The 25469-nt window shown below is 58.5% G+C and carries 28 protein-coding genes and 1 riboswitch; of the genes, 8 read left to right on the top strand and 20 right to left on the bottom strand.

Features of this window, described 5'->3' with window-relative positions; translation table 11 throughout:
* The first annotated feature begins 9 nt into the window (after nt 1-9).
* The 6 genes from trpA to ACR0AG_RS01060 all read left to right on the top strand — a co-directional run bounded on the left by trpA (nt 10) and on the right by ACR0AG_RS01060 (nt 5514).
* On the top strand, nt 10-801 hold the full coding sequence (gene trpA, locus ACR0AG_RS01085; RefSeq protein WP_480835522.1) for a tryptophan synthase subunit alpha: 792 nt from the start codon (nt 10-12) through the stop codon (nt 799-801).
* 158 nt (nt 802-959) lie between these two features.
* A complete protein-coding gene (locus ACR0AG_RS01080; RefSeq protein WP_480835520.1) occupies nt 960-2126 on the top strand; it encodes an alpha-hydroxy acid oxidase in 1167 nt (388 codons plus the stop codon).
* A 234-nt stretch (nt 2127-2360) separates the two neighbouring features.
* Nucleotides 2361-3020: a 50S ribosomal protein L25/general stress protein Ctc gene (locus ACR0AG_RS01075; RefSeq protein WP_480835519.1), complete on the top strand. Its 660-nt coding sequence runs from the start codon at nt 2361-2363 to the stop codon at nt 3018-3020.
* A 189-nt stretch (nt 3021-3209) separates the two neighbouring features.
* The gene (gene pth, locus ACR0AG_RS01070; protein WP_480835517.1) at nt 3210-3887 is read left to right on the top strand and encodes an aminoacyl-tRNA hydrolase; all 678 of its coding nucleotides are present in this window, start codon (nt 3210-3212) and stop codon (nt 3885-3887) included.
* A gap of 79 nt (nt 3888-3966) precedes the next feature.
* On the top strand, nt 3967-5130 hold the full coding sequence (locus tag ACR0AG_RS01065; RefSeq protein WP_480835515.1) for a serine hydrolase domain-containing protein: 1164 nt from the start codon (nt 3967-3969) through the stop codon (nt 5128-5130).
* A gap of 9 nt (nt 5131-5139) precedes the next feature.
* A complete protein-coding gene (locus tag ACR0AG_RS01060; protein WP_480835513.1) occupies nt 5140-5514 on the top strand; it encodes a DUF2237 family protein in 375 nt (124 codons plus the stop codon).
* Between the two features lie 6 nt (nt 5515-5520).
* Here the strand turns inward: ACR0AG_RS01060 and ACR0AG_RS01055 are convergent, their stop codons facing one another.
* From ACR0AG_RS01055 to ACR0AG_RS01015, 9 genes are all read right to left on the bottom strand, one after another.
* Nucleotides 5521-6153, bottom strand: a complete 633-nt coding sequence (locus ACR0AG_RS01055) for a class I SAM-dependent methyltransferase (RefSeq protein WP_480835512.1) — start codon at nt 6151-6153, stop codon at nt 5521-5523.
* A 39-nt stretch (nt 6154-6192) separates the two neighbouring features.
* Nucleotides 6193-7440, bottom strand: a complete 1248-nt coding sequence (gene trpB / locus ACR0AG_RS01050) for a tryptophan synthase subunit beta (protein WP_480835510.1) — start codon at nt 7438-7440, stop codon at nt 6193-6195.
* Nucleotides 7441-7507: 67 nt separating this feature from the next.
* Nucleotides 7508-7843 (bottom strand): hypothetical protein, encoded by a 336-nt coding sequence (locus ACR0AG_RS01045; protein ID WP_480835509.1) that lies wholly within the window; start codon nt 7841-7843, stop codon nt 7508-7510.
* Between the two features lie 47 nt (nt 7844-7890).
* Nucleotides 7891-8532 carry a phosphoribosylanthranilate isomerase gene (locus ACR0AG_RS01040; RefSeq protein WP_480835507.1) on the bottom strand — a complete coding sequence of 214 codons (642 nt, stop codon included), beginning with the start codon at nt 8530-8532 and terminating at the stop codon, nt 7891-7893.
* A gap of 8 nt (nt 8533-8540) precedes the next feature.
* On the bottom strand, nt 8541-8891 hold the full coding sequence (locus ACR0AG_RS01035) for a LapA family protein (RefSeq protein WP_480836847.1): 351 nt from the start codon (nt 8889-8891) through the stop codon (nt 8541-8543).
* A gap of 7 nt (nt 8892-8898) precedes the next feature.
* On the bottom strand, nt 8899-9183 hold the full coding sequence (gene ihfB, locus ACR0AG_RS01030; RefSeq protein ID WP_008758048.1) for an integration host factor subunit beta: 285 nt from the start codon (nt 9181-9183) through the stop codon (nt 8899-8901).
* A gap of 272 nt (nt 9184-9455) precedes the next feature.
* On the bottom strand, nt 9456-11132 hold the full coding sequence (gene rpsA, locus ACR0AG_RS01025) for a 30S ribosomal protein S1 (RefSeq protein ID WP_480819302.1): 1677 nt from the start codon (nt 11130-11132) through the stop codon (nt 9456-9458).
* Between the two features lie 265 nt (nt 11133-11397).
* Nucleotides 11398-11712 carry a DUF6525 family protein gene (locus tag ACR0AG_RS01020; RefSeq protein WP_480835505.1) on the bottom strand — a complete coding sequence of 105 codons (315 nt, stop codon included), beginning with the start codon at nt 11710-11712 and terminating at the stop codon, nt 11398-11400.
* A gap of 98 nt (nt 11713-11810) precedes the next feature.
* On the bottom strand, nt 11811-12368 hold the full coding sequence (locus tag ACR0AG_RS01015; protein ID WP_480835504.1) for a hypothetical protein: 558 nt from the start codon (nt 12366-12368) through the stop codon (nt 11811-11813).
* Between the two features lie 217 nt (nt 12369-12585).
* On the opposite strand from ACR0AG_RS01015, the gene ACR0AG_RS01010 reads away from it, so the two are divergent.
* Entirely contained in the window at nt 12586-13062 is a 477-nt protein-coding gene (locus ACR0AG_RS01010; RefSeq protein ID WP_480835502.1) for a YHS domain-containing (seleno)protein, read from the top strand.
* Between the two features lie 20 nt (nt 13063-13082).
* Here ACR0AG_RS01010 and cmk read toward each other — a convergent pair whose 3' ends face one another.
* The 10 genes from cmk to miaB form a co-directional block, all read right to left on the bottom strand.
* A complete protein-coding gene (cmk, locus tag ACR0AG_RS01005; protein WP_480835500.1) occupies nt 13083-13709 on the bottom strand; it encodes a (d)CMP kinase in 627 nt (208 codons plus the stop codon).
* Nucleotides 13709-15067, bottom strand: coding sequence for a 3-phosphoshikimate 1-carboxyvinyltransferase (gene aroA, locus ACR0AG_RS01000; RefSeq protein WP_480835498.1), 1359 nt, complete (start codon nt 15065-15067; stop codon nt 13709-13711). The genes cmk and aroA overlap by 1 nt, the downstream gene beginning before the upstream one ends.
* Nucleotides 15068-15135: 68 nt before the next feature.
* Nucleotides 15136-15846: a tRNA (guanosine(46)-N7)-methyltransferase TrmB gene (gene trmB / locus ACR0AG_RS00995; RefSeq protein WP_480835497.1), complete on the bottom strand. Its 711-nt coding sequence runs from the start codon at nt 15844-15846 to the stop codon at nt 15136-15138.
* Nucleotides 15847-15973: 127 nt separating this feature from the next.
* Nucleotides 15974-17155, bottom strand: coding sequence for a methionine adenosyltransferase (metK, locus tag ACR0AG_RS00990; protein WP_480835496.1), 1182 nt, complete (start codon nt 17153-17155; stop codon nt 15974-15976).
* A 5-nt stretch (nt 17156-17160) separates the two neighbouring features.
* Nucleotides 17161-17208, bottom strand: a riboswitch (SAM-SAH riboswitch).
* 42 nt (nt 17209-17250) lie between these two features.
* Entirely contained in the window at nt 17251-18750 is a 1500-nt protein-coding gene (gene lnt / locus ACR0AG_RS00985; RefSeq protein ID WP_480835494.1) for an apolipoprotein N-acyltransferase, read from the bottom strand.
* The gene (locus ACR0AG_RS00980) at nt 18747-19628 is read right to left on the bottom strand and encodes a hemolysin family protein (protein WP_480835492.1); all 882 of its coding nucleotides are present in this window, start codon (nt 19626-19628) and stop codon (nt 18747-18749) included. Before ACR0AG_RS00980 ends, lnt begins: the two co-directional genes overlap by 4 nt.
* A 36-nt stretch (nt 19629-19664) precedes the next feature.
* Entirely contained in the window at nt 19665-20159 is a 495-nt protein-coding gene (gene ybeY, locus ACR0AG_RS00975) for an rRNA maturation RNase YbeY (RefSeq protein WP_480835491.1), read from the bottom strand.
* A 36-nt stretch (nt 20160-20195) separates the two neighbouring features.
* Nucleotides 20196-21215: a PhoH family protein gene (locus tag ACR0AG_RS00970; protein WP_480835489.1), complete on the bottom strand. Its 1020-nt coding sequence runs from the start codon at nt 21213-21215 to the stop codon at nt 20196-20198.
* Between the two features lie 164 nt (nt 21216-21379).
* Nucleotides 21380-22099 (bottom strand): outer membrane protein, encoded by a 720-nt coding sequence (locus ACR0AG_RS00965; protein ID WP_480835487.1) that lies wholly within the window; start codon nt 22097-22099, stop codon nt 21380-21382.
* Between the two features lie 218 nt (nt 22100-22317).
* A complete protein-coding gene (miaB, locus tag ACR0AG_RS00960) occupies nt 22318-23637 on the bottom strand; it encodes a tRNA (N6-isopentenyl adenosine(37)-C2)-methylthiotransferase MiaB (protein WP_480835485.1) in 1320 nt (439 codons plus the stop codon).
* Nucleotides 23638-23758: 121 nt separating this feature from the next.
* Here miaB and ACR0AG_RS00955 point away from each other — a divergent pair, with 121 nt between their 5' ends.
* Nucleotides 23759-24622: a hypothetical protein gene (locus tag ACR0AG_RS00955; RefSeq protein WP_480835484.1), complete on the top strand. Its 864-nt coding sequence runs from the start codon at nt 23759-23761 to the stop codon at nt 24620-24622.
* Here ACR0AG_RS00955 and ACR0AG_RS00950 read toward each other — a convergent pair.
* Entirely contained in the window at nt 24619-25413 is a 795-nt protein-coding gene (locus ACR0AG_RS00950; protein WP_480835482.1) for a phytanoyl-CoA dioxygenase family protein, read from the bottom strand. The genes ACR0AG_RS00955 and ACR0AG_RS00950 overlap by 4 nt on opposite strands.
* Between the last annotated feature and the right edge of the window lie 56 nt (nt 25414-25469).

The raw sequence follows: 25469 nt of genomic DNA, 5'->3' as shown, positions 1-25469 counted from the left end.
GGACTTCCGATGACCCGTATCGACGCCAAATTCGCTGCCCTGAAGGAACAAGGCAAAAAGGCCTTTGTCTCTTACGTGATGGCCGGGGACCCAGACTTTGACACATCGCTTGAGATCGTGAAGGGTCTGCCCGCGGCGGGTGTCGATGTAATCGAGCTGGGCCTGCCCTTTACGGACCCGATGGCGGATGGGCCCACCATTCAGGCCGCCGGGCAAAGGGCGTTGGACGGCGGCATGACCCTGCAGCGCACGCTGGATCTGGCGCGTGCGTTCCGGGAAAAGGATGACACAACACCTATCGTTCTGATGGGGTACTACAATCCGATTTACAGCCGCGGCGTCGACACCTTTCTGGCTGACGCCAAGGCCGCCGGAATTGACGGGCTGATCGTGGTCGACCTGCCGCCCGAGGAAGATGAAGAACTCTGCCTGCCCGCTCAGGCCGCCGGTTTGAACTTTATCCGACTGGCGACGCCTACAACGGACGACAATCGCCTGCCCCGCGTGCTGCAAAACACGTCCGGCTTTGTCTATTACGTCTCGATCACCGGTATCACCGGTGCAGCCGAAGCACAGGCAACAGATGTGGGCCCCGAGGTTGCGCGCATCAAATCGGCGACCGATCTGCCGGTCATTGTGGGTTTTGGCATCAACACGCCCGAGAAGTCGCGCGCCATCGCAACGGTGGCAGACGGCGCGGTAGTCGGCTCGGCCATCGTCAGCCAGATCGGCGCAGGCAAGGATGTAGCCGATGTTTTGGCCTTTGTGAAAACGCTCGCCGACGGAGCGCACACCGCCTAACCTCTGTTCTGGTTCTGTCTAAGACACCGCGACCCGGGCGCACCGGTCGCGGTGTTTTTTTGTGCCGCGACCCGTTTGAACGATACAAATCTCTAGATATTGCGATGCGGTTGCAAAATTGGTAAAGAAACCTAACCAATATCGAAGGGGCGACGCCAATGCCTGTCATTACCAATATCGACGATCTCAAACGCATCTACGAACGCCGTGTCCCACGCATGTTCTTTGACTATGCCGAAAGCGGCAGTTGGACCGAGCAGACCTTTCGTGAAAACACATCCGATTTCGAAGACATCCGTCTACGCCAGAGAGTGGCGGTTGACATGGCGGGACGTTCGACCAAGTCGCAAATGATCGGAGAGGATGTTGCCATGCCGGTTGCACTGGCACCGGTTGGCCTGACCGGGATGCAACACGCTGATGGTGAGATCAAGGCGGCCAAAGCCGCCGAAGCGTTTGGAGTGCCCTTTACGTTGTCGACAATGTCGATCAACTCGATCGAGGATGTGGCCGAAGCCACCACCAAACCTTTCTGGTTTCAGCTTTATACCATGAAGGATGAGGACTATATCAACCGGCTGATCCAGCGCGCCAAGGACGCAAAATGTTCCGCGCTGGTCATCACGCTTGACCTTCAGATCCTTGGCCAACGGCACAAAGATCTGAAAAACGGCCTGTCCGCCCCACCGAAGCTGACGCCCAAAACCATCGCAAACCTGATGACCAAATGGGCCTGGGGGATTGAGATGCTGGGTGCCAAGCGGCGCGAATTTGGCAATATCGTGGGCCATGTGGATACAATCACCGACACACGTTCGCTTGGGACCTGGACGGCCGAGCAATTCGACCCCAGCCTCGATTGGACAAAAGTCGAGAAATTGATGGAGCAATGGGGCGGCAAGGTTATCCTCAAGGGTATTCTGGACGCCGAAGATGCAATAATGGCCGCAAAGCTTGGGGCGGACGCAATTGTCGTTTCGAACCATGGCGGGCGGCAACTGGACGGCGCGCTCAGCTCGATCCGGGTTCTGCCTGAAATTATGGACGCCGTTGGTGGCGACATCGAGGTACATCTCGACAGCGGCATACGCTCGGGTCAGGACGTTCTCAAAGCGTTGGCCCTTGGGGCCAAGGGAACTTTCATCGGACGCGCCTTTATCTATGGCCTTGGCGCCATGGGTCAGAAAGGCGTCACAACCGCGCTTGAGGTGATACAGAAAGAGCTTGATACCACGATGGCACTTTGCGGGGAACGAAACGTATCGGACCTGGGTCGCCACAACCTGCTGATCCCCGAGGATTTTGGTGGTCGCTGGCAGAGCTGAGCAGCACAAAGGGGGCTCTGCCCCCACCGCCGTAAGCGGCGACTCGCCCGAGGTATTTTCGAACAACAGAAGCAACGAGATCCACCTGGTTTTCTTTTGTTCAGAAATACCTCGGAGCGCGAGGCAGAGCCTTGCAAAATACCTCTTTCCAAACCCGGTGAATCAAGCTAAGGACGCGGCTTCACGCGGGCATACAGCCTTGGAGGATGCCCGCCCTAACATTGGAGATATATCATGGCTGGTGAGATTCCTGATCTCGTAGCTCTGGAACGGACGGGGACAGGCAAGGGCGCCGCTCGTCAAGCACGCCGCGAAGGCATGGTTCCGGGCATTGTTTTTGGTGGCGACAAAGAGCCGCTGCCGATCAACATCCCGTTCAACGTTCTGTTCAAGCGCCTGAAAGCAGGCCGGTTCAAGTCGACCCTGTGGAACCTGAAGGTCGAAGGTCACGAAGACGTCCGCGTCATCTGCCGCGACGTTCAGCGTGACGTGGTCAAAGACCTGCCGACCCACCTGGACCTGATGCGCCTGCGTCGGACCACCAAGATCGCGCTGTTCATCCCCGTTGAATTCGTCAACGAAGAAGCAGCACCCGGCATCAAGAAGGGCGGCGTTCTGACCGTTGTCCGCCCTGAGGTTGAACTGATGTGCACCGCCGGCGACATTCCTGAGAAGGTCACCATTGATCTGACCGGAATGGAAATAAACGACGTTGCCACCATCTCGTCGGTGGACCTGCCCGCAGGCACCAAACCGACAATCGACCGTGACTTTGTGATCGCAAACGTCTCGGCGCCGACGGGTCTGTCGACCAGCGACGACGACGAAGGTGAAGACGAAGTCGCCGCCGATGAGGTTGAAGTTGTCGGTCAGGAAGAAAGCGAAGCGGAATAAAGCCTCGTTCCTTTCGAAGTATTTGACGGGGTCCGGTTTCGGGCCCCGTTTCTTTTTGTGTGCCGCACTTTGCGATCCTGCCGGTTGGCCAACCTGAGGCCACATCCCATATCCATCAACCTGTCTGGATTTCCGCGCTGTTTCCGTGCAAGACGTGATCCAGCATTCAATGGCAATTGGTACGATGGCATGAAACTGTTTGTGGGCCTGGGAAACCCGGGCGCGAAATATGCGCGGAACCGGCACAATATCGGCTTCATGGCGCTGGACCGGATTGCCGAGGATCATGGCTTCGGCCCGTGGAAATCCAAGTTTCAAGCCGAAATGGCCGAGGGCCGGTTGGGCGGCGAAAAAGTTCTGTTGCTCAAACCTCAGACATTCATGAACCGCTCGGGCCAGGCTGTTGGCGAAGCGATGCGCTTTTTCAAGCTCGACTCGACCGATGTGACGGTCTTTCATGACGAGCTTGACCTTGCCCCCGGCAAGGTACGGGTCAAGGCAGGTGGCGGTCATGCGGGCCATAATGGGCTACGCTCAATTCACGAGCATATCAGCAACGCCTATGACCGGGTAAGGCTTGGCATCGGTCATCCGGGTCGCAAGGAAATGGTATCCCCTTATGTACTAAGCGATTTTGCCAAGGCTGATGCCGATTGGCTAGAGGATGTGTTGCGTGGTGTTTCCGAGGGCGCGGGTTTTCTGGCCGACGATGACGGCGGCAAGTTCATGAATGCGGTGGCCTTGCGCACCGCCCCGCCCCGGTCCTCGAAAACACCTGCAAAGCCCCAGCCGAAACCCGAGAAGGCAACCGAGCCCGCACCCGACAACAGAAGCGCCATGCAGAAGCTGTTGGACAAATTCCGCTGACGCAGAGGGTTGCCGCGACGTTCGGATTGCGCTGCAGGCTTTCGGTCTTTTCAATACAGCCGTTCAACGGAGGCACCTCATGAAATCTGTGTTGAAATGGTTGGGGCGTATCGTATTGGCGTTGGTCCTTGCCGCAGCGGTGGTCGGGTATTGGAAGCGCGAGGAAATTCAGCGGCTGATGGCCGTCAACTCGCTGTTTTCCGAAGAGAAGATCGTCAACAATTTCTCGCATATGAACGACGCCTTCCTGACCGTCGACCTGCCGCGGGGTGACGGCCCGACCTGGGAACTGCCCTATGGCGCGGCATATAAATTACCCGAGGGAGCGGAGGGTTGGATCCAAAACCGGGCGGTGACCTCCTTACTGGTGATGCAGGATGGGCAGATCCGATTCGAAGAGTACTTTCTGAACACCGGACCGGAGGATCGCCGCATCTCGTGGTCGATTGCCAAAAGCTATCTGTCTGCCTTGTTCGGCATTCTGCTGGACGAAGGTGTCATCACATCTTTGGATGATCCGGTCACGAAATACGCACCTGAACTGACTGGCAGCGCGTACGAGGCCGCCACGATCCGCAACGTTCTGAACATGGCCAGCGGCGTAACGTTTGATGAGGATTATCTGGACTACAGTTCAGACATCAATCGGATGGGCCGCGTTGTGGCCTTGGGGGGTGAGCTCGACGATTTCGCGGCTTCGCTACAGGACAGTTTCGCCACCCCGGGTGAGACCTGGCAATATGTGTCCATCGACACCCATGTGATCGGAATGGTCATCCGCGGCGCAACCGGGCGTAGCGTGTCCGAATTATTAAGCGAAAGAATAATCGCGCCATTGGGATTGGAGCGGGACGGCTACTACATCACCGATGGCGCAGGCGTGGCCTTTGTGCTGGGCGGGCTGAATTTCACAACCCGGGATTTCGCGCGTTTCGGCCAGTTGATCCTGCAGAACGGTGCGCGGGATGGGCAACAAGTAGTGCCTGCGGACTGGATCCGTGAATCAACGCAACCCAGTGCGCCAACCGCGCCGGGCAAGATCGGCTATGGGTACCAATGGTGGATCCCCGTTGGCGCCCATGAGGGTGAGTTCATGGCGCGCGGTGTGTATGGGCAATACCTCTATTTCGACCAACCCCGCGGCGTGCTGATCGTTACAACCGGCGCGGATCGCCGGTTCCGCGATAAAGCAGTGGGAACACAGAACGTGGAAATGTTCCGCAAGATCGCGCAAACCCTGTAAGGTGCCCTTATGCAGAAACAGGACAGCATCAATGTACTTGGGGGCGTTTTGGCCCCTTGCTCGCGCAAACCTCTGACGGGGTTCTTTCGGGACGGCGCCTGCAACACCTGTCCCGAAGATCAGGGCAGCCACACGGTCTGTGCGATCATGACAGCAGAATTCCTGGCCTATTCGAAATATGTCGGCAATGACCTCAGCACGCCGCGCCCCGAGTTCGATTTTCCGGGCCTCACGCCCGGCGACAGCTGGTGCTTGTGTGCCGGGCGATTTCTGCAAGCTCACGACGAAGGTTGCGCACCGAAAGTGCATCTTGAGGCCACGCATCAAAGAGCGCTTGAGATTGTTCCGCTGGACATCCTGACGGCCCACCAAACGGGCGATTGATCCCGATCAGACAGCGACAGCCTTGTACCCCATCGAAGTGCGCGATGGCGGGCCCGTTGGGAAGCTGTGCTGAAATTGCAGGTCCCAGCCCGCGGCAGCCAACATCCCGGAAACGGCTTCGGGGCGGTAGGTGCGGTGCCGCCATTGAAACCAGATTATCGCGTTGCACCAATGGGGTTTACTGACCACCAGCCACAACCCTGCACCCGGTACCGCCAGCCGACGCATCCGGCGCAGCGCGTCCACCGGATCAGGGCAGTGTTCCAGAACATGAGCCACTAATATGCAATCGTAGGGCGCGGGTGGGTCGAACTTTTCCAGCCTGGCTTGCACAGCACTGGCCGTGACCCCTCGCCTGGCCAGCGCGCTTTGCGCCTGACGCAACATCTTGCCCGACGGCTCCATCAGGGTCGTATGCCCACCGGATGTAACTGCCGCCCGAGCCTCGGCAAAGGCACCGGTGCCGCAGCCAATGTCCAATGCGTTCTGTCCAAGATCTGCTTTGGGATCGGCTGACAGGAACCCAAGATAGGCGTCGAAATACCCAAGCAGCCGCATCTTGTCGGCCCAGCCGGGAGCCGCCGCGTCATATTTCTGATCCAGGCGGTTGTGGTCTGCTGCGTGTGACGGATTGCGCATACCGCGCAACCTGCCACAGATCAGCAGATGGGCATAGCCCTAGTCCGCTGCGCGCCCTTCGGTGTCGGACATGTCAAAATCCAGGTATCGCGCAACGGTTTGCACGTCCTTGTCCCCGCGCCCGCACATGTTCATGCAGATCAAGTGATCCTTGGGCAGATCCGGTGCGATCTTCATCACATGAGCCAGTGCATGGCAGGGTTCCAGCGCCGGGATGATACCTTCGGTCGAACAGCACAGCTGGAACGCCTCCAGCGCCTCTTTGTCGGTGATCGAGACATATTGCGCACGTCCCACATCGTTGAGCCAGGAATGCTCGGGACCGATACCCGGATAGTCCAGACCGGCCGAGATCGAATAACCTTCGAGGATCTGCCCATCATCATCCTGCAGCAGGTAGGTGCGGTTTCCATGCAGAACGCCCGGGCGACCGCCCGTCAGCGAGGCGCAATGCTCCATCTTATCGTTCACACCCTTGCCGCCAGCCTCAACACCGATGATGCTGACCTCTTTGTCGTCAAGGAACGGATGGAACAGGCCCATCGCGTTTGAACCACCACCAATGGCGGCGATGATGGTGTCAGGCAAACGGCCCTCGGCCTTCAACATCTGTTCCTTGGCTTCCTTGCCGATGATCGATTGAAAGTCGCGCACCATCGCCGGATAGGGATGCGGGCCCGCCACGGTCCCGATGCAATAGAAGGTGTCGTTCACATTGGTCACCCAATCGCGCAGCGCGTCGTTCATCGCGTCTTTCAGCGTGCCACGGCCCGATGTCACCGGGATAACCTCGGCCCCCAGCAGGCGCATGCGGAACACATTGGGGGCTTGACGCTGTACGTCATGCGCGCCCATGTAGACAATGCACTTGAGACCGAACTTGGCGCAGACGGTGGCGGTGGCCACGCCGTGCTGCCCTGCACCGGTTTCGGCGATAATCCGGGTCTTGCCCATGCGTCGCGCCAGAATGATCTGGCCCAGCACGTTGTTGATCTTATGCGCGCCGGTATGGTTCAACTCGTCGCGTTTCAGATAGATCTTGGCCCCACCCAGATGCTCGGTCAGACGTTCCGCGAAATAGAGTGGCGAAGGGCGGCCCACATAGTTCGCCCAAAGATCATCCATCTCGGCCCAGAACGTCGGATCATCCTTGGCCTTCTCATATTCCTCTTCCAGCGACAGGATCAGCGGCATCAGCGTTTCACTGACAAACCGTCCGCCAAAAATGCCGAACCGTCCCTGCTCATCAGGGCCGGACATAAAGGAATTGAAAAGATCGTTGGCCATGGGTCTCTCCGTCGTCATACCCGTTGTTCATAGGAGGTGACGCAGGGATTTGCCATGGCAAAACGCATCAGGCCACAACTTGTCGGCTTTGTTCCCAAACACGCAGCGCCTGAGCCGAGGTCGGAACCGCGATACACGGAAAGTGATGGAAATCATGCGTCACCGCCAACCTTGCCGACACCGCCATCACGCGACGATGCGGGCCGGACTGCGCAAAAGTCAGCATCGCCTCGATATCCTGCCAAACGCTGAGCGAAAAATAGAGACCGTTATGCGGAAACACTTCGGCATGCAGGCACAACGGATCGCCTTGAGCCTGTTTCAATGCCTGCCGGGCGCGCCAGAAAAACTCAGGCGCATTGTACCAGTGTCTCAGGGAAACTCCGCCAATAGCCGCCAGCATATTCTGTCCTCCTCTTATCGGAGGTACGCTGAAACCCGCAGATCAGATCAATTGGCGGCGGCGATAAAGTCCCGGATCTTTTGCGCATCCTTGACGCCCGGCGCGCTTTCGACGCCCGAGGCCACGTCGACCTGGCGCGCACCCGTCATGCGGATAGCCTCGGCTACATTGTCGGGATTGAGCCCACCGGCCAGCATCCACGGTTTGCGCCAGTATTTGCGCCCGGCCAACAGGCGCCAGTCAAATGCCAGACCATTGCCGCCCGGCAAAACGGCGTTTTTGGGGGCTTTGGCGTCGATCAGCAATTGATCTGCGACCTCACTGTAGAGATCAATCGCCGCCAGATCTTCGGCATCAGCAACACCTATGACCTTCATGACCGGCAAGCCATAGCGGTCCTTGATCTGCTGAACCCGCTCAACCGTTTCAGAGCCGTGCAATTGCAGCATGTCGAACGGTGCGGTCTGGGTAATGGCGTCAAGCACCGCATCGTTGGCATTTACAACCAGAGCCACCTTGGCCACGCCCACCGGCACATCCGCCGTCAATTCAGCGGCCCGTTCGGGCGAGACATAACGCGGCGATTTGGGAAAAAAGTTGAACCCAAGATAACGCGCGCCCGCATCAACCGCTGCACGCACCTGTTCAGGGGCGGTCAGGCCGCAGATTTTCACAGAGATATCGGACATCGAAGCGCTCAGCTCGCCTCGTCCAACAGGGCCAGGACCTCGTCCTTGTCGGCATTCTGCTTTTTCTTGAGCTTTTTGACCTCACGCTCAAGCTTGCGCACTTCGCCCTGCTTCACGGTCGCATCTTTGCGATGTTTGTGTTCGCGCAGCCATTCCCAGATGAAGCCGATCACAAGACCAGCGACCACACCGCCAAGTACCACAATGAACAGCGGCAGAGACGTTCCCAAGTTAAAGCCCAAAAGCTCGGCCAGGGCATCCGGCATCAGCTTGAGTTCGACCAGCTCGCGGTTGGCCAGCGAGATTGAGACCAGAACAATCCCCAGGATTGCCAGAAAACCGTATCGAAGGTAGCGCATCATGGGGTCAGGCTTTACCGTTCAAACGATCCCTTAGCAACTTGCCAGTTTTGAAAAACGGAACACATTTTTCTTCGACCTGCACAGTTTCGCCGGTGCGCGGATTACGGCCCACGCGCGCGTCCCGCTTTTTCACCGAAAACGCGCCAAATCCGCGCAATTCCACCCGGTCGCCACGCGACATGGCGTCGGTCACCTCTTCGAAAACCGTGTTCACGATCCGCTCGACGTCGCGCTGATAGAGATGCGGGTTCTCGTCGGCGATTTTCTGAATCAATTCTGAACGGATCATGCGTGGTACCCTCCCAGGCAGCAGGTGTGACAGGTCTACTGATTTGACAGTATAGGAAAAAACCCGGAACGGGGGAACGCATACTCTGCGCAATAGGGCTAAATTTTGCCACATTCTCACGGGAATTTTTGCTTGTCAGGTCAATTTCCACACCTTTTGCGCGAACATGTCGATCATAAGACCGATCAATCGGAACATATTGATTCGCAACAAAAACGGCCCCGTGCTTTCACACGGGGCCGAATAAATGCGTTTTGGATGCGGGTCCGGGCTTAGTCGCCGGACTTCAGTGCGGCACCCAGAATATCGCCCAGCGACGCGCCCGAGTCGGAAGAACCGTACTGTTCCACGGCCTCTTTCTCTTCGGCAATTTCGCGTGCCTTGATCGACAGACCCAGGCGGCGGGTCTTGCTGTCGACATTGGTGACGCGAACGTCGACCTTATCACCGACCGAGAAACGCTCGGGGCGCTGTTCGGCACGGTCACGGCTCAGGTCGGAACGACGGATGAACGACTTCATGCCTTCGTATTCCACCTCGATGCCGCCATCTTCGATTGCGGTCACTTCGACGGTCACGATCGAGCCACGCTTAACGCCACCCACGGCTTCGGCGAACTTGTCACCGCCCAGGGCTTTGATCGACAGCGAGATACGCTCTTTTTCAACGTCCACTTCCGAGACAACCGCCTGCACGACGTCGCCTTTGCGGTAGTTCTGGATCGCATCTTCGCCACGCTCGTCCCACGACAAGTCGGACAGGTGAACCATGCCGTCGATGTCGCCTTCGAGGCCAATGAACAGGCCGAATTCGGTGATGTTCTTGACTTCGCCTTCGACCTCGGTGCCCTCGGGGTGTGTTTCTGCAAACACTTCCCATGGGTTGCGCTGAGTTTGCTTCAGGCCCAGAGACACGCGACGCTTGGCGCCGTCGATTTCCAGAACCATGACGTCGACTTCCTGGCTGGTCGAAACGATCTTGCCGGGGTGGACGTTTTTCTTGGTCCAGGACATCTCGGAAACGTGCACCAGACCTTCGACACCGGCTTCCAGCTCGACGAACGCGCCGTAGTCGGTGATGTTGGTGACGCGACCCTGATGGACCGAGCCCAGCGGGTACTTGGCAGCAACCAGATCCCACGGATCTTCCTGCAGCTGCTTCATGCCCAGGCTGATGCGGTGGGTCTCTTTGTTGATCTTGATGACCTGAACCTTGATGGTTTCGCCGATCGTCAGGATCTCGGACGGGTGGTTCACACGGCGCCATGCCATGTCGGTGACGTGCAGCAGGCCGTCAACGCCGCCCAGGTCAACAAATGCACCGTATTCGGTGATGTTCTTGACAACACCTTCGACGGTCTGACCTTCGGACAGGTTGCCGATCACTTCGGCACGCTGTTCGGCACGCGATTCTTCCAGGATTGCGCGGCGCGACACAACGATGTTTCCACGGCGGCGGTCCATTTTCAGAATCTGGAACGGCTGCTTCAGACCCATCAGCGGGCCAGCGTCGCGCACGGGGCGCACGTCAACCTGTGAACCAGGCAGGAACGCAACTGCGCCACCCAGATCGACGGTGAAGCCACCTTTGACGCGACCGAAGATTGCACCTTCGACGCGCTGGTCGTCGGCATATGCTTTTTCCAGACGGTCCCATGCCTCTTCACGGCGGGCCATCTCGCGCGAGATGACGGCTTCGCCACGGGCGTTTTCTGCGGCGCGCAGGTAAACTTCTACCTCGTCACCAACAGCGATTTCAGGGGCTTCGCCGGGATTTGCGAATTCTTTCAGATCAACGCGGCCTTCCATTTTGTAGCCGACGTCGATGATGGCTTGGCCGGCTTCGATCGCCAGAACCTTGCCTTTGACAACAGAACCCTCTTCGGGCGTGTCCATTTCGAAGCTTTCATTCAGGAGGGCTTCGAATTCCTCCATGGATGCGTTAGCCATGTGGCGTTCATTTCCTTTACATACGTTTTTGCTGGCCGAGCGGTTGTCTCCGCCGGTCTTGTTTCATGATGTCCTCAGGCGTGATCCGGAACGCCCCCGAGCAAACAAACACAAAGGGCCGAGGTAACCCGGCCCTGCTCAGAAACGTCATCCGGACGTTGACCGCCCGTGTTCAGACAGCGCGCGTATAGGCGGAATTACCGGGATACGCAAGCAGAAAGCCTGTTTTTGCTGAGTTGCGGCGGGGATTGTCCCATCAGCCGCGTTATGGCATCCGCCAGATGTCAGCGTCCTGCTGCAGCATAGACCGCTCGATTGCGTTCAGACGAGAAATCGCCGCATCCGGATTGCGCGCGCCATCCGTGTCCCGCCAGATTTTCAACGCGGACGCAGGGCTCCACGGCAAACAGGCCGACGCCAGCCAAAGCCGCAGGTCTCGCGGCAGCGCATCGTAACGCTCCATCGGCGACCCGCCGCGTTTGCGACGTTTGATCCGGGTTCTGAGGTTTCGCCTAGACGTCCGCCCCGGCACAGAGGCGTCAGCCCGGCGGGCATCCTGAAAGTTGGAATCTTTGGGCATCTGAATCCAAGGGAGTCTCACGATTTGCTATGTTATTTCATAACGAAACTACAAAAACCAGACGCCGCAGGGTCAACAGATCCGAAAAATTCCGTGGTTCAGATTTCCTCGCCTTTTTTCAAAAGCTCTTCGATCAGCGCGCGCTGCAGATCGCCGCTGTCACCGCCGCCAAACTCGGCAGCACCTCCGGAATACAGAGTGCCATAGGTATTCGCGATGTTCACGGTCTGGGCAAGGCCCGAGATCAGCTGATCCTTTTCCAGCAATGACAGCGGATGGATAAACGCGGCCCACAACCTTCCATTTGCGATGGCATAGCGCGCGTCCAGCGTGGTGTCGAAATTGGCCTGCATGACACGCTGCAACTCTTCGCGCGTCAGATCGGCGGCAATTGCAATCGGCACCATCGCCCGCATCCGGTCCGCATTGACGTCAGTCACCACCAAAACCGGCACATCCGCTACGGTCAGTTCGAACCCCGGTCCAAGAGGCTGCGCATCGGGGTCGAGCGCGAACAGTATCTTGCCCAGCCTCTCATAGGTCATCGGGGGTTCCGCCTGCGGCGCATCGGACTCGGCCTGTGGGGCATCGGGCTGCGCCTCTTGGGCCATCAGGCCTGAGGCCGCGAAAATGAGAACGAAGGCTAGTCGGATCATGGGTCACTCCTGCGCGTATGACCCCAACATAAGACGCAGCTTTTACGCTGACCAAACAAAGCTTAGTGAACAAATATTTCCTATCATTCCGTCAATTGGACGATCTGCAATTTTTCCCGGTGTTCCTGCGATTACGCGTTCAAAACCGATTGACTAGGTCTGTTTCATTGATCGGCGCAGTGGCCGATCTGAAACAAACCCAAAAAGGAATCCTGTTATGAAATCTCTTGCACTGACAGCCATGGCAATTGTCGTCGCCCTGTCCACCCCGGCCTTTGCGGCGGATGAAATCAACGTCTCAAACGGCATTTCAGCAGCCGGAGCCCCCCTGGCCGCCCATGGCGTCGATCTGGTCGCTCTGGTCAATGATGGCAATCCGCTGGACGGCTTTGCCACACATTCAGCCACCTATGATGGTGCGTCCTATTACTTCACGTCCGCTGCCAACCGCGAGGCGTTCGAGGCCAATCCTGCAGCCTATCTGCCGCAACACGGCGGGTTCTGCTCCTACGGTGTGTCTGTGGGCAAAAAGTTCGACGGAGACCCGGACCAATACCTGGTGGCAGATGGTAAGCTGTACCTGTTTCTGAACGCCGATACCCGTGCGGCCTTTCTGAAAGACGTCACCGGAACAGCCAAAACGGCCGACGATCAATGGGCCAACATCAAGACCATCGCTGTCGGCGAGCTGTAAGCCGTCGCCCTGCCTGCGGCCTAACGGGTCGCGGGCAGTTTCTGCTGGATCAGATCCACCGCCCGCGCAAGCGCATCGTCGATGCTCAGGTCGGACGTATCAAGCAGCACGGCATCCTCAGCCGGTTTCAACGGTGCGGCACTGCGACTGGTGTCGCGCGCATCCCTTTCACGCACATCGGCCAGAACCTGATCACGTGTCACGTCGCCGCCTTTGGCCGACAGCTCCAGATACCGTCGTTCGGCGCGCACCTCGGCGCTGGCGGTGACAAACAGCTTCACCTCGGCCCTCGGGCATATCACCGTGCCGATGTCGCGCCCGTCCAGAACCGCCCCCCCTGCACGGCGCGCGAAAGCCCGCTGGAAATCAACAAGCGCCGCGCGCACTTCGGGGATCACGGCTACTTTTGACGCCGCCTGCGCGATCTCACCGGTGCGCAAGTTGCCGCGGGCCAGATCCTCGGCGGTCAGAGCTTTGGCGGCGTCGATCGGGTCCATACCCTCAAGCACCTGCCGACCAACAGCGCGATACAGCAATCCGGTGTCCAGATGCGCAAAGCCAAAATGTGCAGCCACCCCTTGCGAGATCGTGCCTTTGCCCGCAGCCGCCGGGCCATCGATGGCGACAGTAAAGCTGTATCCGGTCATCAGACAGGCCGGTTATTGCGCAGCAACTTGGCACCTAGACCAGTCATCAACGGCTCAAAGATCGGGAACGAGGTCGCAATGGGCCCGCCATCATCCACCGTGACCGGTTTCTGTGCACCCATACCCATCACCATGAATGACATGGCAATGCGGTGATCCAGAAAGCTCTCGCAAGTCCCGCCACCGGGGACATTGCCAATGCCCAACCCCTCGACCGACCACCAATCGTCGCCTTCTTCTACGGTCACGCCATTGGCCCGCAAGCCGCGGGCCATAGCGTCGATGCGGTCGCTTTCCTTGACGCGCAGCTCTTTGACGCCGCCCATCATCGTGGTGCCCGTCGCATTGGCCGCGACAACCGAAAGCACCGGGTATTCGTCAATCATCGAGGCCGCGCGTTCCGGGGGAACCGAGATGCCCTTCATGTTCGGCGAATATTTGGCGCGCAGATCAGCAACGGGCTCACCTCCCTCCTCGCGCTCATTCTCATAGGTCAGGTCCGCGCCCATCTCGTGCAGCGTGGTGAACAAGCCTGCGCGGGTCGGGTTCAGGCCGATCCCGGGCACCAGCACATCCGAACCCGGGGTGATCAGCGCTGCACAAACTGGGAAAGCCGCGCTGGACGGATCGCGTGGCACGGCGATGACCTGTGGTTTCAACTCGGGCCGCCCGGTCAGAGTGATGACGCGGCCTTCTTCGGTGTCTTCTACGGTGATTTCTGCGCCAAACCCGGCCAGCATCCGTTCGGAATGGTCGCGCGTGGCCTCTTTCTCGACCACAACTGTCTTGCCGGGCGCATTCAGTCCGGCCAGCAGCACGGCGGATTTGACCTGCGCCGAAGGTACCGGCACGTCATAACGCACGGGCACCGGGTCAGCCGCGCCCACGATGGTCATCGGCAAGCGCCCGCCGGACCGGCCCACAGTGCTTGCCCCGAACAGAGCCAGAGGGTCTGTCACACGCGCCATGGGGCGTTTGTTGAGGCTGGCATCCCCGGTGAAGGTTGCCGAGATCGGAGAGGTCGCCATCGCGCCCATGATCAGCCGCACACCAGTGCCGGAATTGCCGCAATCAATGACCTGATCGGGTTCGGCAAAGCCACCGACACCAACCCCGTGCACCGACCATTCGCCGCCACCGTGATCCGTCACGTCGGCCCCGAAGGCGCGCATGGCCTTTGCGGTATCCAGAACATCTTCGCCCTCAAGCAGGCCGGTGATCCGGGTCTCGCCCACGGCCATCGCGCCCAAGATCAGCGACCGGTGCGAGATCGATTTGTCGCCGGGCACCTCTGCCGTACCGGTCAGCAGACCGCAGGGATGCGAGGTCATCGGGATGGGCGTACCGTGTCCGGACATGGGGGCTCCTGTTTTCGCTATCAGTTCAAGGCGGATTAGCGAATTGGGGGCAGATGGTCCAGTCGCAATCAGCCCATACGCTGAAAGGTCAGGTAATGCGGCGTGCGGCCTTCACGCAGGGCCTTTTGTTCGTACCGCGTGGAAATCCAATCCTCCCACGGTTCACGCCAATCTGCCGGACGTTCGGCCAGCCACTCAAAGCCGGCCTTTGGAACCTCTTCCAACGTCTGGCGAACATAGTCGGGGATATCGGTGGCCACGCGAAAGATGGACCCGGGCTTCAAAACCTTGGCCAGAGGCTGCAAGTGCTCTTGCGTCACGAAACGACGGCGGTGGTGCCGCTTTTTGGGCCAGGGATCGGGATAGAGCAGAAAGGCGCGCGAAATACTCGCCTCGGGCAGAACATCAAACAAATCACGCGCGTCGCCCGGATGAACAGCCAGGTTTTCGACACCGGCCCGGCGGATTTTGCCCAGCAACATAGCGACACCGTTGATATAGGGCTCTGCCCCGATGATGCCGATATCGGGATTGCTCTGCGCCTGATGCACAAGATGCTCGCCGCCGCCAAAGCCAACCTCAAGCCAGACATCCCGCCCGCCAAACAAGGTGTTTAGGTCCAATGGACTGCGGTTCGGATTCGCGTCCCAGTCCACCGCGCCCGGCGAAAGAGACGACAGGTCTTCGGACAGATAGGTTTTTTGGCTGGGCTTCAGGGTTTTGCCCTTGAAGCGGCCATAAAAGTTTCGGCGTGAGCGTTCTGGAGGTTGGGTGCTCATGGCGGTGCCCTCTACTTGAGGATTTCACCTTGTGGCAAGGGCGAAATTGGGGGCCAGCCCCCAAACCCCCGCCGTATTTGAAACAAGAAGAAGAGCGCGCCCGTCAGGGCGCACCTTTTGATTACGATCAGACTGCGGATTTCAGCGCGTCTGCCAGATCGGTGCGTTCCCAGCTAAAGCCGCCATCTGCGTCCGGTTCGCGGCCGAAATGACCATAGGCCGCGGTGCGCTGATAGATCGGCTTGTTCAGTTGCAGGTGTTGACGAATACCGCGCGGCGTCAAGTCCATGACCTGACCAACAGCTTTCTCAATAACGGCATCCGCAATCTGACCTGTGCCGTGCGTATCGGCATAGATCGACAACGGCTTCGAGACGCCAATCGCATAACTCAGCTGAATCGTGCAGCGGTCTGCCATACCAGCGGCAACGACGTTCTTGGCCAGATAGCGCGCCGCATAAGCGGCCGAGCGGTCCACCTTGGTCGGGTCCTTGCCCGAGAACGCGCCACCCCCATGGGGCGCCGCGCCGCCATAGGTGTCCACGATGATCTTGCGCCCGGTCAGCCCGGCATCCCCGTCCGGTCCGCCGATGACGAATTTCCCGGTGGGGTTCACATGCCATTCGGTCTCGGCCGACAACCATCCGTCGGGCAGAGTTTCACGGATATAGGGCTCGACGATTGCGCGAATGTCGTCCGAGCTCAGCGCCTCGTCCAGATGTTGTGTCGACAGCACGATCGAGCTGACGCCGACGGGTTTGCCATCGCGATAGACCACGGAAAGCTGCGATTTCGCATCTGGCCCAAGCGCAGGCTCGCTACCGTTTTTGCGCACTTCTGCAAGGCGGCGCAGAATAGCATGCGAATATTGGATCGGTGCAGGCATCAGTGCCGGGGTTTCGGTGGTCGCGTAGCCGAACATGATCCCCTGATCGCCGGCGCCTTCGTCCTTGTTGTCCGCAGCATCAACGCCTTGCGCGATATGCGCGGATTGTTCATGCAGCAGGTTGGTCACCTCGACCGTCTCGTGATGGAACTTGTCCTGCTCGTAGCCGATATCCTTGATGCAGGCGCGCGCGATCTGGTCGATTCGACCCATGTAGTCATGCAGCTTGTCCTGATCCGACAGACCAACCTCGCCGCCGATGACAACCCGATCCGTCGTGGCAAAGGTTTCGCAGGCAACGCGCGCTTCGGGTTCTTCGCTCAGGAAGGCATCAAGAACGGCATCCGAAATTCGGTCGCAAACCTTATCGGGGTGTCCTTCGGAAACGGACTCCGAAGTGAAAATGTAGTTCTGTCGGGACATGAATGTGCTCCATTAAGTTTCCCCACCACGCCAGGAAGCCGTTGTGATGGGCATCCGAGGGGATACGCGCGCGGTTTAAAAGGGTCAATCGGAAATTATGCGTTAAACCTGCGCGCGTTGCGCCAAAGCAGCGCAAGACCGAGCAACAAAATCGCCAGAACGGGAAGATCGCCCATTCTGCTGTAAAGACTTGGCGCAAAGGGCAGCGGCAGTTCCGCGTCGACAAAACCTGCCTGTCCCAGGGCCAGTGACCTTGTTACCCGTCCCAGCGGGTCAATCATGGCAGACACGCCGGTATTGGCGGACCGCATCATCGGTAGACCTTGCTCGATCGCGCGCATCTGCGCCTGCGCCAGATGCTGATAGGGCCCCGATCGCGTGCCAAACCAGGCATCGTTGGTGATTTGCAGCAGAAAATCGGCGCGACCCGGGGCGGCATTCACATCCTGCGGGAACACCGCCTCATAACAGATCAAAGGCAAGGCCTGACCAAGCGGTCCCGCATCTAACAGCGCCGCACCGGGACCGGCGCTGAAGCCGTTGCCCGTGGTTGCGGCCATGCCATGGATGCCAAAATTGGCCATCAATTCGCCAAAGGGCACATATTCACCAAAGGGGGCTAGGTGGTGCTTGTCGTATAGCCCTGTCTGCCGCCCTGCCTCATCCAGATAGACCATCGAGTTGTAGATTTGCTGGCCCTCAGCCCGCTGCATCCCCAAAACCACAGGCGTTCCGCCCGCCGCCTGCCTGATCACATCCAGATACCCGTCTGCATTGTGAAGCCAGGCTGGTACCGAGGTTTCCGGCCACACGATCAGATCGGGCCTTGGCTCTGCCGCCGTGAATTCGACCTGACGGGCGAAGAACAACCCGGTAAACGCAGGATCCCATTTTTGATGCTGCGGCGCGTTGGGCTGGATCAAACGCACCGTATGGCCGCCGAATTCGACACCTGGGCGCGTGGTACCGTAGAGCATCGCCAGAGAGGCCAATCCCAAACTCAGAATCACTGGACCAAGAGCCTGACTGCGCCGCCCAACCAACGCTGCCCCCAGCGGCAAAGTCGCCAGTAAGGTAAGCGCGCCTAGCCCAAAAGGACCAATCAGAGACAGAAGTTGCGCGACCGGTGTGTTCACCCAGACCTGCGCAAACCCGGCCCAGGGGAAACCGGTCAGAAGATACCCTCTGCACAACTCAGCCAACGAAAGCGTCACCGCCAAAAGCATGGCCTGCGCTATGGGCCGACCACCCATCCGGCGCGCCACCCAGAACGCGACCGCCCAAAAGAGCGCCAACCCGCCCGCCATGAAGACCAGTGCAAACGGGGCCATCCATGCATGACGCTGGGCATCGACCAAAAAAGGCTCGACAATCCAACTGAGCGCATTTGCGAAGTAACCGGTGGCAAAGACCCATCCCAACGCCGCCGCGCGCTTGGGATTTTCACAGGCCAGATACAGCGGAACGATCAGCGTTAGCGACATGATCGTCGCCCACCATTGACCCCATGGCGCAAGACCAAAGGCGGCGACCGCGCCCAATATCACGGCCAGAGCCAGCCTCAACCAGATCGGCCACCCTTTGGCGGGGTTCATTTTATGACATCCGGCAACATCACCTTAAGGCGCTTGATCCGTCTGGGGTCTGCATCCAGCACCTCGAACTCGGGGCCTTCGGGATGCAGAACAACCTCGCCCCGGGCCGGGACGCGCCCCGACAGCATGAATACCAGACCGCCGAGCGTGTCGATCTCTTCCTCGTCCACATCCTCGTGACTGGTCAGGGATCGCCCAATCTCGGCCTCGAAATCCTCAAGCGGAACACGGGCCTGAACGATATAGCAGCCGGGCTTTTCCTGTATCCACAGTTTGTCTTCATCCGCGTCATGTTCGTCGGCAATCTCACCGACAACCTGTTCGATCAGATCCTCGATTGTCAGCAACCCGTCGACGCCGCCATATTCGTCGATCACCAACGCCATGTGGCGACGCTCTGTCTGCATCTTGGTCAGCAAAACGCCAATTGGCATCGAAGGCGGCACAAACAGCAGGGTCCGCAGCATCGAAACCAGATCGAACTCGGTCGAGTTCCCGTTGAACCCATGAGTCAGCGCAAAATCCTTGAGGTGAACGAAACCAAGCGGCGTATCCAGCGTTCCGTCATAGACCGGGATCCGCGACAATCCGCTTTCTCGAAAAACCTGCGCCAGTTCGTCTTTGGAGACTGTCGAAGGGACCGAGACAATCTCGGCGGTGGGGATTGCCACATCCTCGACCCGCATACGCCGAAGGTTCATCATGCCGCGTGATTGCGGTGCGCTGACCTGTGCCCCGTTCACCGGGGCTGCGTCGTCTTCCGAAGTCGAGAACGCATCAATAATCCTTGAGAGAAACCCACTTTTCTCTTCGCTTGTGTCGCTGTTCTGTGCGTGCGCGCCGTGCGCCGCGCTAGAACTGCCGTCTGTGTCGCCCATTTTCCTGTTCCAAATGATCGGGCCTAAATGCCCATGTCATATATTATATGGGTCATCGATACCCATTTTGCCAAGTATCTCGACCTCGACACGCTCCATCAAAGTGGCGTCGGGGTCACGGATGTGATCATAGCCGAGCAAATGCAAAACGCCGTGAACAATCAGATGTGTCACATGATCGTCGAAGGTTTTGCCCGCCTTTTGCGCCTCGCGCAGGCAGGTATCATAGGAAATCGCCACGTCGCCCAGCGCGATGTCCCCGGTAAAATCCGGCTCTGGCCGCGACGGCGTTTGCCCTGCCTTTTCCGGCGACAGATCCTCGGCTGGCCAGCTGAGTACATTTGTGGGCGTGGGCTTTTCGCGGAACTCTGCATTCAGATCAGCAATACGTGCGTCATCGCAACCCAGAACACTGACTTCGCATTGCTCTGCATCCAAACCCACATAATCAAGAACCGCTGAAATGGCGCGACGCGCCAGCGGCTCAAGACCGCCCCAGCGGTCATCTTCGATGGTGAGTTCGAGGTTCATTCAATGTGTCCAAAGCGCCGGGCCCTTGCGGGACAATCAGGTTTGGCGCCCCGCATCGGCCTCATACGCTTCGATGATGGCGGCCACAAGCGGATGGCGCACAACGTCTTTGGAGGTAAAATAGTTGAAACTGATATTCGGGATCGTCTTCAACAACCGTTCGGCATCGGCAAGCCCGGATTGCACCCCCCGAGGCAGGTCCACCTGCGACCGGTCACCGGTGATGACCATGCGGCTGCCTTCACCCAAACGGGTCAGGAACATCTTCATCTGCATGGTCGTAGCATTCTGCGCCTCATCCAGCACCACAAATGCATTGGCCAGCGTGCGGCCGCGCATGAAGGCCAGCGGCGCGATTTCGATCCGTTTTTCCTCGATCAGCTTGGCAAGCTGTTTGCCGGGCAGAAAATCGTTCAGAGCGTCGTATAGCGGCTGCATATAGGGATCGACCTTGTCCTTCATGTCGCCCGGCAGATAGCCCAGCTTTTCACCCGCCTCGACCGCCGGGCGGCTGAGGATGATCCGGTCGACATGCCCGCCGATGAACATCGACACGCCCACGGCAACAGCCAGATATGTCTTACCGGTACCGGCCGGGCCGATTCCAAAGGCCAGTTCGTTGTTGAACAGCGATTGCACATAGGCCTTTTGGGCATCTGTACGCGGCTCGACCAGCTTTTTGCGGGTCTTGATCTCGACCGTTCCGCCCTTGAACATCTCAAGCTGATCGCCGTCCCGCGTCCCGGTTCCGGCCTCGGAATTGCCCATGCGCAATTCGCGGTCCACATCTGCGGCCTCGACATCTTTGCCGCCTTCGAGACGTGTGTAGAGAGATTGCAGAACCTCGACGGCCTGCTTTTGGGCCTCCTCTTCGCCCATGACAACAAGCTGATTGCCCCGGCGCACGATCTGAACAGTCAGTTTCTGCTCGATCTCGGCCAGATTGCGGTCGTACTCACCGCACAGGTCAATCAACAATCGGTTGTCGGGGAATTCAACAAGCGCTTCGCGCTGAGGCAATTCATCTTGCGGTGGGGTCAGGGCACCGATGGCCAATCCGTTCTCCTGTCTTGGCGTTTCACCTTGAGCGTAGACAACAAGTCTTGGTGGACGCAAGAAGCAGATTCATTTTTTCACATTGAATTCGTATTTGACCGAACCAACGGCGAAAAACAGGCGAATGGCCTGGTCAAATTGCACCGGATCCAGTCCTTGCCACGTCAGAATGAATAGTTCAATCCAACCCGAATACCTTGGTATTTGGGCGTGGATTTGGTTGTGAACCCTGATCCGAAATCAACTGTTTCCGAGTCGAACTGAAAATACTCGTATTCGCCCGTGATTGACCAGTTTTCAGTGATCCAGTGTTCCAACCCCAGGCTGGCTGTAAATCCACTGCGATTTCCCGAATCTTCAAATGATCTGGCAGAGGCGCCCGAGTCCAATGCAAGCGACGTCGTTACATCCGCCGCCGTATAGCCGACAGAAACAAAATACAGGATGCTTCGGCTGCGATTGGTCACCCCGTTGCGAAACCGAATCGACAGAACGTCAGAGATCGATGACCCCGCTTCCGCCGTCGTTCCGCCAATCTGCGACGACACGCTGTCTTCAAGCGTGCCGAAATCATACCCCACCTCAAAGCCGAAGATATAGTCGCGACCGCCGATCGTCGGCAGGCTGTTGCGCCAACCGCCCCGCAGCCCGCCATAGCCGCCACTCAGTTCAAGCTCACCAACCGGGAAACGTGCCGTGGTCGTGGTCAGGCCGAACTCGTCGGTCCCGCTGAACCCGTAACCGCCGCTGGCACCAAGATAAAACCCGCCATAGTCCCGGGTATCTGTCTGCGGCGCGATAATATCCGGTTCCGTTACATCCCCGATGACATCACCCGCCAGAACCGGAGCAGCCAAGAACGCAGTCAGCGCAAACCCAGACATGATGCGTGAAAGGGTTCCAACGTAAAAAAACTTATGCGCCACCACTCGTACTCCCCGATGCAAGATCGCCGTCACCTGACAGAGCCAAAAACCACAAGCTCCAGATGCCTCAGCGCAACGCCTGATCCAAAAACTGGAACACGTCCGACCATAGTTCCAACACCTAAATCAAGTGTTAATTTATTCTGAACTTAGCACCACTTGTGGTTTGCGGCCAATCACATCAGCGCCCCGGCCAGGGAATTTGCCCCGGATGCGGTGATTTTGACGTCCCGAATTTCCGCCACATCGACATCGGCATCAGAGACGTGAACTGCGTGAAGATACTCGGATTTTCCGACCATCTGCCCCGCCAGGCGACCCGGTTTTTCAAACAACACTCGGACGGTTCTGCCGACCATGGAATCCTGAATTTCGCGCTGGTGGCGGGTGATCAACGCCTGCAGGCGTTGTAGGCGGTCATCCGCCACCGAAGTCTCAACCTGAGACCTCTCTGCTGCGGGTGTTCCGGGCCGAGTCGAATATTTGAACGAATACGCATAGCCGTAATTGACCTCTTCCACGAGGTCGAGCGTCGCCTGAAAATCTTCCTCGGTCTCCTCCGGAAAGCCCACAATAAAGTCACCGGACATCAGGATATCCGGCCGCGCGTCGCGAATACGTTCGATCAAACGTAAATAGCTTTCGGCGGTGTGGCTGCGATTCATGCGCTTGAGAATCCTGTCCGACCCCGATTGAACCGGCAGGTGCAGATAAGGCATCAGTTTGTCGCAGGTACCATGCGCCTCGATCAGGTCGTCTGTCATGTCGTTGGGATGCGAGGTGGTGAACCGGATCCGTTCCAACCCGTCGACCTTGTTGAGTTCCCAGATCAGACCCGCAAGGGTCATGTCTCCATTTGGACCCGCACCGTGATAGGCATTCACGTTCTGACCCAACAGGGTGATTTCGCGCACCCCGCGTTCCACCAGATCGCGCGCCTCTCGCAGGATGCGATCTGCAGGGCGGCTGACTTCGGCCCCGCGCGTATAGGGCACCACACAGAAGGCGCAGAATTTGTCGCACCCTTCCTGAACCGTCAAAAAGGCGGTCGGGCCGCGTTTGGCCTTGGGGCGGGATTTGAGCTTTTCGAACTTGTCCTCTTCGGGGAAATCCGTGTCCAGCGCCTTTTTGCCCGTGCGGGTCTTGGCCTCCATCTCGGGCAGGCGGTGATAACTTTGCGGGCCGACAACCAGATCGACCAACGGCTGGCGGCGCATAATCTCTTCACCTTCGGCCTGCGCGACACAGCCCGCGACACCGATCTTGAGGTCCGGCTTGTCGGCCTTGAGCCCCTTGAACCGCCCCAGTTCGGAATAGACCTTTTCCGCCGCCTTCTCCCGGATATGGCAGGTGTTCAGCAGAATCATGTCCGCATCATCAGGGCTTTTGGTTTCGACATAGCCCTGCCCGCCCAGCGCTTCGACCATGCGCTCGCTGTCGTAGACATTCATCTGACAACCATAGGTCTTGATAAACAGCTTTTTCGGTTCGGACATGGCACGGGCCTTTGCGTTCGCGGGATCGGCGTCGTCTATACCTATCGAACGCCGCTTGCAATGGCGGCGCAATTACCCGAATTTGGCCGGAAATTCCAGCAAAGCGAAAGCATGGCGGTCGATGCGGTACGACTCACTCGAAGATTTTCTGAAATCCGGCCAAAAGACGATCTCTCGGGGCCCGGTTGCGCTGATTTTCGCAGAGGACGATGTCGAGCTGGGCAGTACCCTGCATCATCACCTGAAACTGGGGTTCAAGGCCGTGATTGCGTTCATGCCTGCCGAGTTCGCCCTGCCCGCCGATCTGATCGAGCGTATTCATCGCGTAACGTTCACCTGCGCGCCGCGGCAGGTGGTGTTCGACACGGTAAACCGACTGATCGACGCCCTGCCCGGATTATGGATCTACTACGGATACAATGCCGAATACCTGTTCTATCCGTTCTGCGAGACACGTTCGGTCGGTGAATTGCTGACCTTTCACGCGGAAGAACGTCGGCATGCGATGCTGACCCATGTCGTGGATCTTTATGCGGCGGATCTGTCTGCCAACCCCAATGGCGTTTCCCGTGACACCGCCATGTTGGACAGTTGCGGATATTACGCCCATACCCGCCACGACGCGTCGGGCAAACCGTTGGAGCGGCAGTTGGACATGTCCGGTGGCCTCCGGTGGCGGTTCGAAGATCACATCCCCTACGAACGTCGTCGCATCGACAGGATCAGCATATTCAAAGCCAGGAAAGGTCTGGAACTGCTGGCGGATCATTCGACGAACGACCCGGAATACAACACGTTCTCATGCCCTTGGCATCACAATCTGACAGCTGCTGTATGTTCCTTTCGGGCCGCAAAGGCGCTGACCTCAAACGCCGGCTCGCGGTTCGAGATTTCAAGTTTCACCTGGCGCAACTCGACCCCGTTCAATTGGGACTCGCAACAACTGCTGGAGTTGGGGTTGATTGAGCCGGGCCAGTGGTTCTAACCCAGCAGCATCGGGAACCAGTCTTCCCGCAGCCTTTGCCCCGCCGCCATGTCATGGCCGGGGAATGGCGGTGATGTCGGGCCGGGCCGTTCCACATAACGGGCGTCGTCCCCAACAAGGCGCAGCGAGAACGCGCGGCGGCGGTTGTCAGATGTGTTTCCCCGGGCGCCATGCAGCGTGCGGAAATTGAAGGCGACGGCATCGCCTGGCTCCATCTCGAACTCAACCACCCGCATCCCCTCGGCATCCGGATCCGGCACCGGGATGTATTGACCTTCGTCGGCAAAGAACCCCTCTTCCGACACCCAGCGGGTTGGCAGGACCTCTTTCTCCCATCGATGCGATCCGGCCACGCAGCGTAAGGTGGCCTGTTTCACGGAATCCAGCGGCGACCAAAAGCTGATCGTCTGCCGCCCTTCGACAAAGTAATAGGGTCCATCCTGATGCCAGGGTGTTGCCATGGAGGTCCCTGGCTCTTTGACCAGAACGTGATCGTGGAACATCTGAACACTCTGCGACTGCATCAAATCCGCGGCGACCTGCGCGGCGGGCGAAGCCTCAATCACATCGCGGAACTGCGAGATACGGGACCAGTTGCAATAGTCGTCAAAGAACCGGCCCGTTTCGCCCTGCTTCTTGTTTTCGGAGGCGTAAGGCCCGGGCGCCGCCATATTCGCGGCGATACCGTCCCTCAGCGTGTCCACATGATCCGCGAACAGCCCTTTGACCAGCACAACGCCATCCGCCTGAAAGCTGTCGATCATCTCCTGTGTGACCAGAGGGTGTGTCATGTCGGTCTCCTTGTTGTGTTGGCCCGATCTGCGCACGGAAAGTGCATCTGTTCAAA

Source organism: Ruegeria sp. H6 (assembly GCF_056532975.1).
Note: the sequence above shows the minus strand (reverse complement) of the source record. Positions and strands in the feature narration are given on the sequence as shown.

Excerpts from the sequence above, each read along its gene's own strand:
- ACR0AG_RS01065 (WP_480835515.1), top strand. The coding sequence starts at position 3,967 with ATGAAATCTGTGTTGAAATGGTTGGGGCGTATCGTATTGGCGTTGGTC.
- lnt (WP_480835494.1), bottom strand. The coding sequence starts at position 18,750 with ATGAACCCCGCCAAAGGGTGGCCGATCTGGTTGAGGCTGGCTCTGGCC.
- ACR0AG_RS00950 (WP_480835482.1), bottom strand. The coding sequence starts at position 25,413 with ATGACACACCCTCTGGTCACACAGGAGATGATCGACAGCTTTCAGGCG.
- ACR0AG_RS00965 (WP_480835487.1), bottom strand. The coding sequence starts at position 22,099 with ATGTCTGGGTTTGCGCTGACTGCGTTCTTGGCTGCTCCGGTTCTGGCG.
- ACR0AG_RS01010 (WP_480835502.1), top strand. The coding sequence starts at position 12,586 with ATGAAATCTCTTGCACTGACAGCCATGGCAATTGTCGTCGCCCTGTCC.
- ACR0AG_RS01035 (WP_480836847.1), bottom strand. The coding sequence starts at position 8,891 with ATGCGCTACCTTCGATACGGTTTTCTGGCAATCCTGGGGATTGTTCTG.
- pth (WP_480835517.1), top strand. The coding sequence starts at position 3,210 with ATGAAACTGTTTGTGGGCCTGGGAAACCCGGGCGCGAAATATGCGCGG.
- metK (WP_480835496.1), bottom strand. The coding sequence starts at position 17,155 with ATGTCCCGACAGAACTACATTTTCACTTCGGAGTCCGTTTCCGAAGGA.
- trpB (WP_480835510.1), bottom strand. The coding sequence starts at position 7,440 with ATGGCCAACGATCTTTTCAATTCCTTTATGTCCGGCCCTGATGAGCAG.
- ACR0AG_RS01020 (WP_480835505.1), bottom strand. The coding sequence starts at position 11,712 with ATGCCCAAAGATTCCAACTTTCAGGATGCCCGCCGGGCTGACGCCTCT.
- ihfB (WP_008758048.1), bottom strand. The coding sequence starts at position 9,183 with ATGATCCGTTCAGAATTGATTCAGAAAATCGCCGACGAGAACCCGCAT.
- rpsA (WP_480819302.1), bottom strand. The coding sequence starts at position 11,132 with ATGGCTAACGCATCCATGGAGGAATTCGAAGCCCTCCTGAATGAAAGC.
- ACR0AG_RS00980 (WP_480835492.1), bottom strand. The coding sequence starts at position 19,628 with ATGGGCGACACAGACGGCAGTTCTAGCGCGGCGCACGGCGCGCACGCA.
- trmB (WP_480835497.1), bottom strand. The coding sequence starts at position 15,846 with ATGAGCACCCAACCTCCAGAACGCTCACGCCGAAACTTTTATGGCCGC.
- miaB (WP_480835485.1), bottom strand. The coding sequence starts at position 23,637 with ATGTCCGAACCGAAAAAGCTGTTTATCAAGACCTATGGTTGTCAGATG.
- ybeY (WP_480835491.1), bottom strand. The coding sequence starts at position 20,159 with ATGAACCTCGAACTCACCATCGAAGATGACCGCTGGGGCGGTCTTGAG.
- ACR0AG_RS01045 (WP_480835509.1), bottom strand. The coding sequence starts at position 7,843 with ATGCTGGCGGCTATTGGCGGAGTTTCCCTGAGACACTGGTACAATGCG.
- ACR0AG_RS01040 (WP_480835507.1), bottom strand. The coding sequence starts at position 8,532 with ATGTCCGATATCTCTGTGAAAATCTGCGGCCTGACCGCCCCTGAACAG.
- ACR0AG_RS01015 (WP_480835504.1), bottom strand. The coding sequence starts at position 12,368 with ATGATCCGACTAGCCTTCGTTCTCATTTTCGCGGCCTCAGGCCTGATG.
- cmk (WP_480835500.1), bottom strand. The coding sequence starts at position 13,709 with ATGACCGGATACAGCTTTACTGTCGCCATCGATGGCCCGGCGGCTGCG.
- aroA (WP_480835498.1), bottom strand. The coding sequence starts at position 15,067 with ATGTCCGGACACGGTACGCCCATCCCGATGACCTCGCATCCCTGCGGT.
- ACR0AG_RS01055 (WP_480835512.1), bottom strand. The coding sequence starts at position 6,153 with ATGCGCAATCCGTCACACGCAGCAGACCACAACCGCCTGGATCAGAAA.
- ACR0AG_RS00955 (WP_480835484.1), top strand. The coding sequence starts at position 23,759 with ATGCGGTACGACTCACTCGAAGATTTTCTGAAATCCGGCCAAAAGACG.
- ACR0AG_RS01080 (WP_480835520.1), top strand. The coding sequence starts at position 960 with ATGCCTGTCATTACCAATATCGACGATCTCAAACGCATCTACGAACGC.
- trpA (WP_480835522.1), top strand. The coding sequence starts at position 10 with ATGACCCGTATCGACGCCAAATTCGCTGCCCTGAAGGAACAAGGCAAA.
- ACR0AG_RS01060 (WP_480835513.1), top strand. The coding sequence starts at position 5,140 with ATGCAGAAACAGGACAGCATCAATGTACTTGGGGGCGTTTTGGCCCCT.
- ACR0AG_RS01075 (WP_480835519.1), top strand. The coding sequence starts at position 2,361 with ATGGCTGGTGAGATTCCTGATCTCGTAGCTCTGGAACGGACGGGGACA.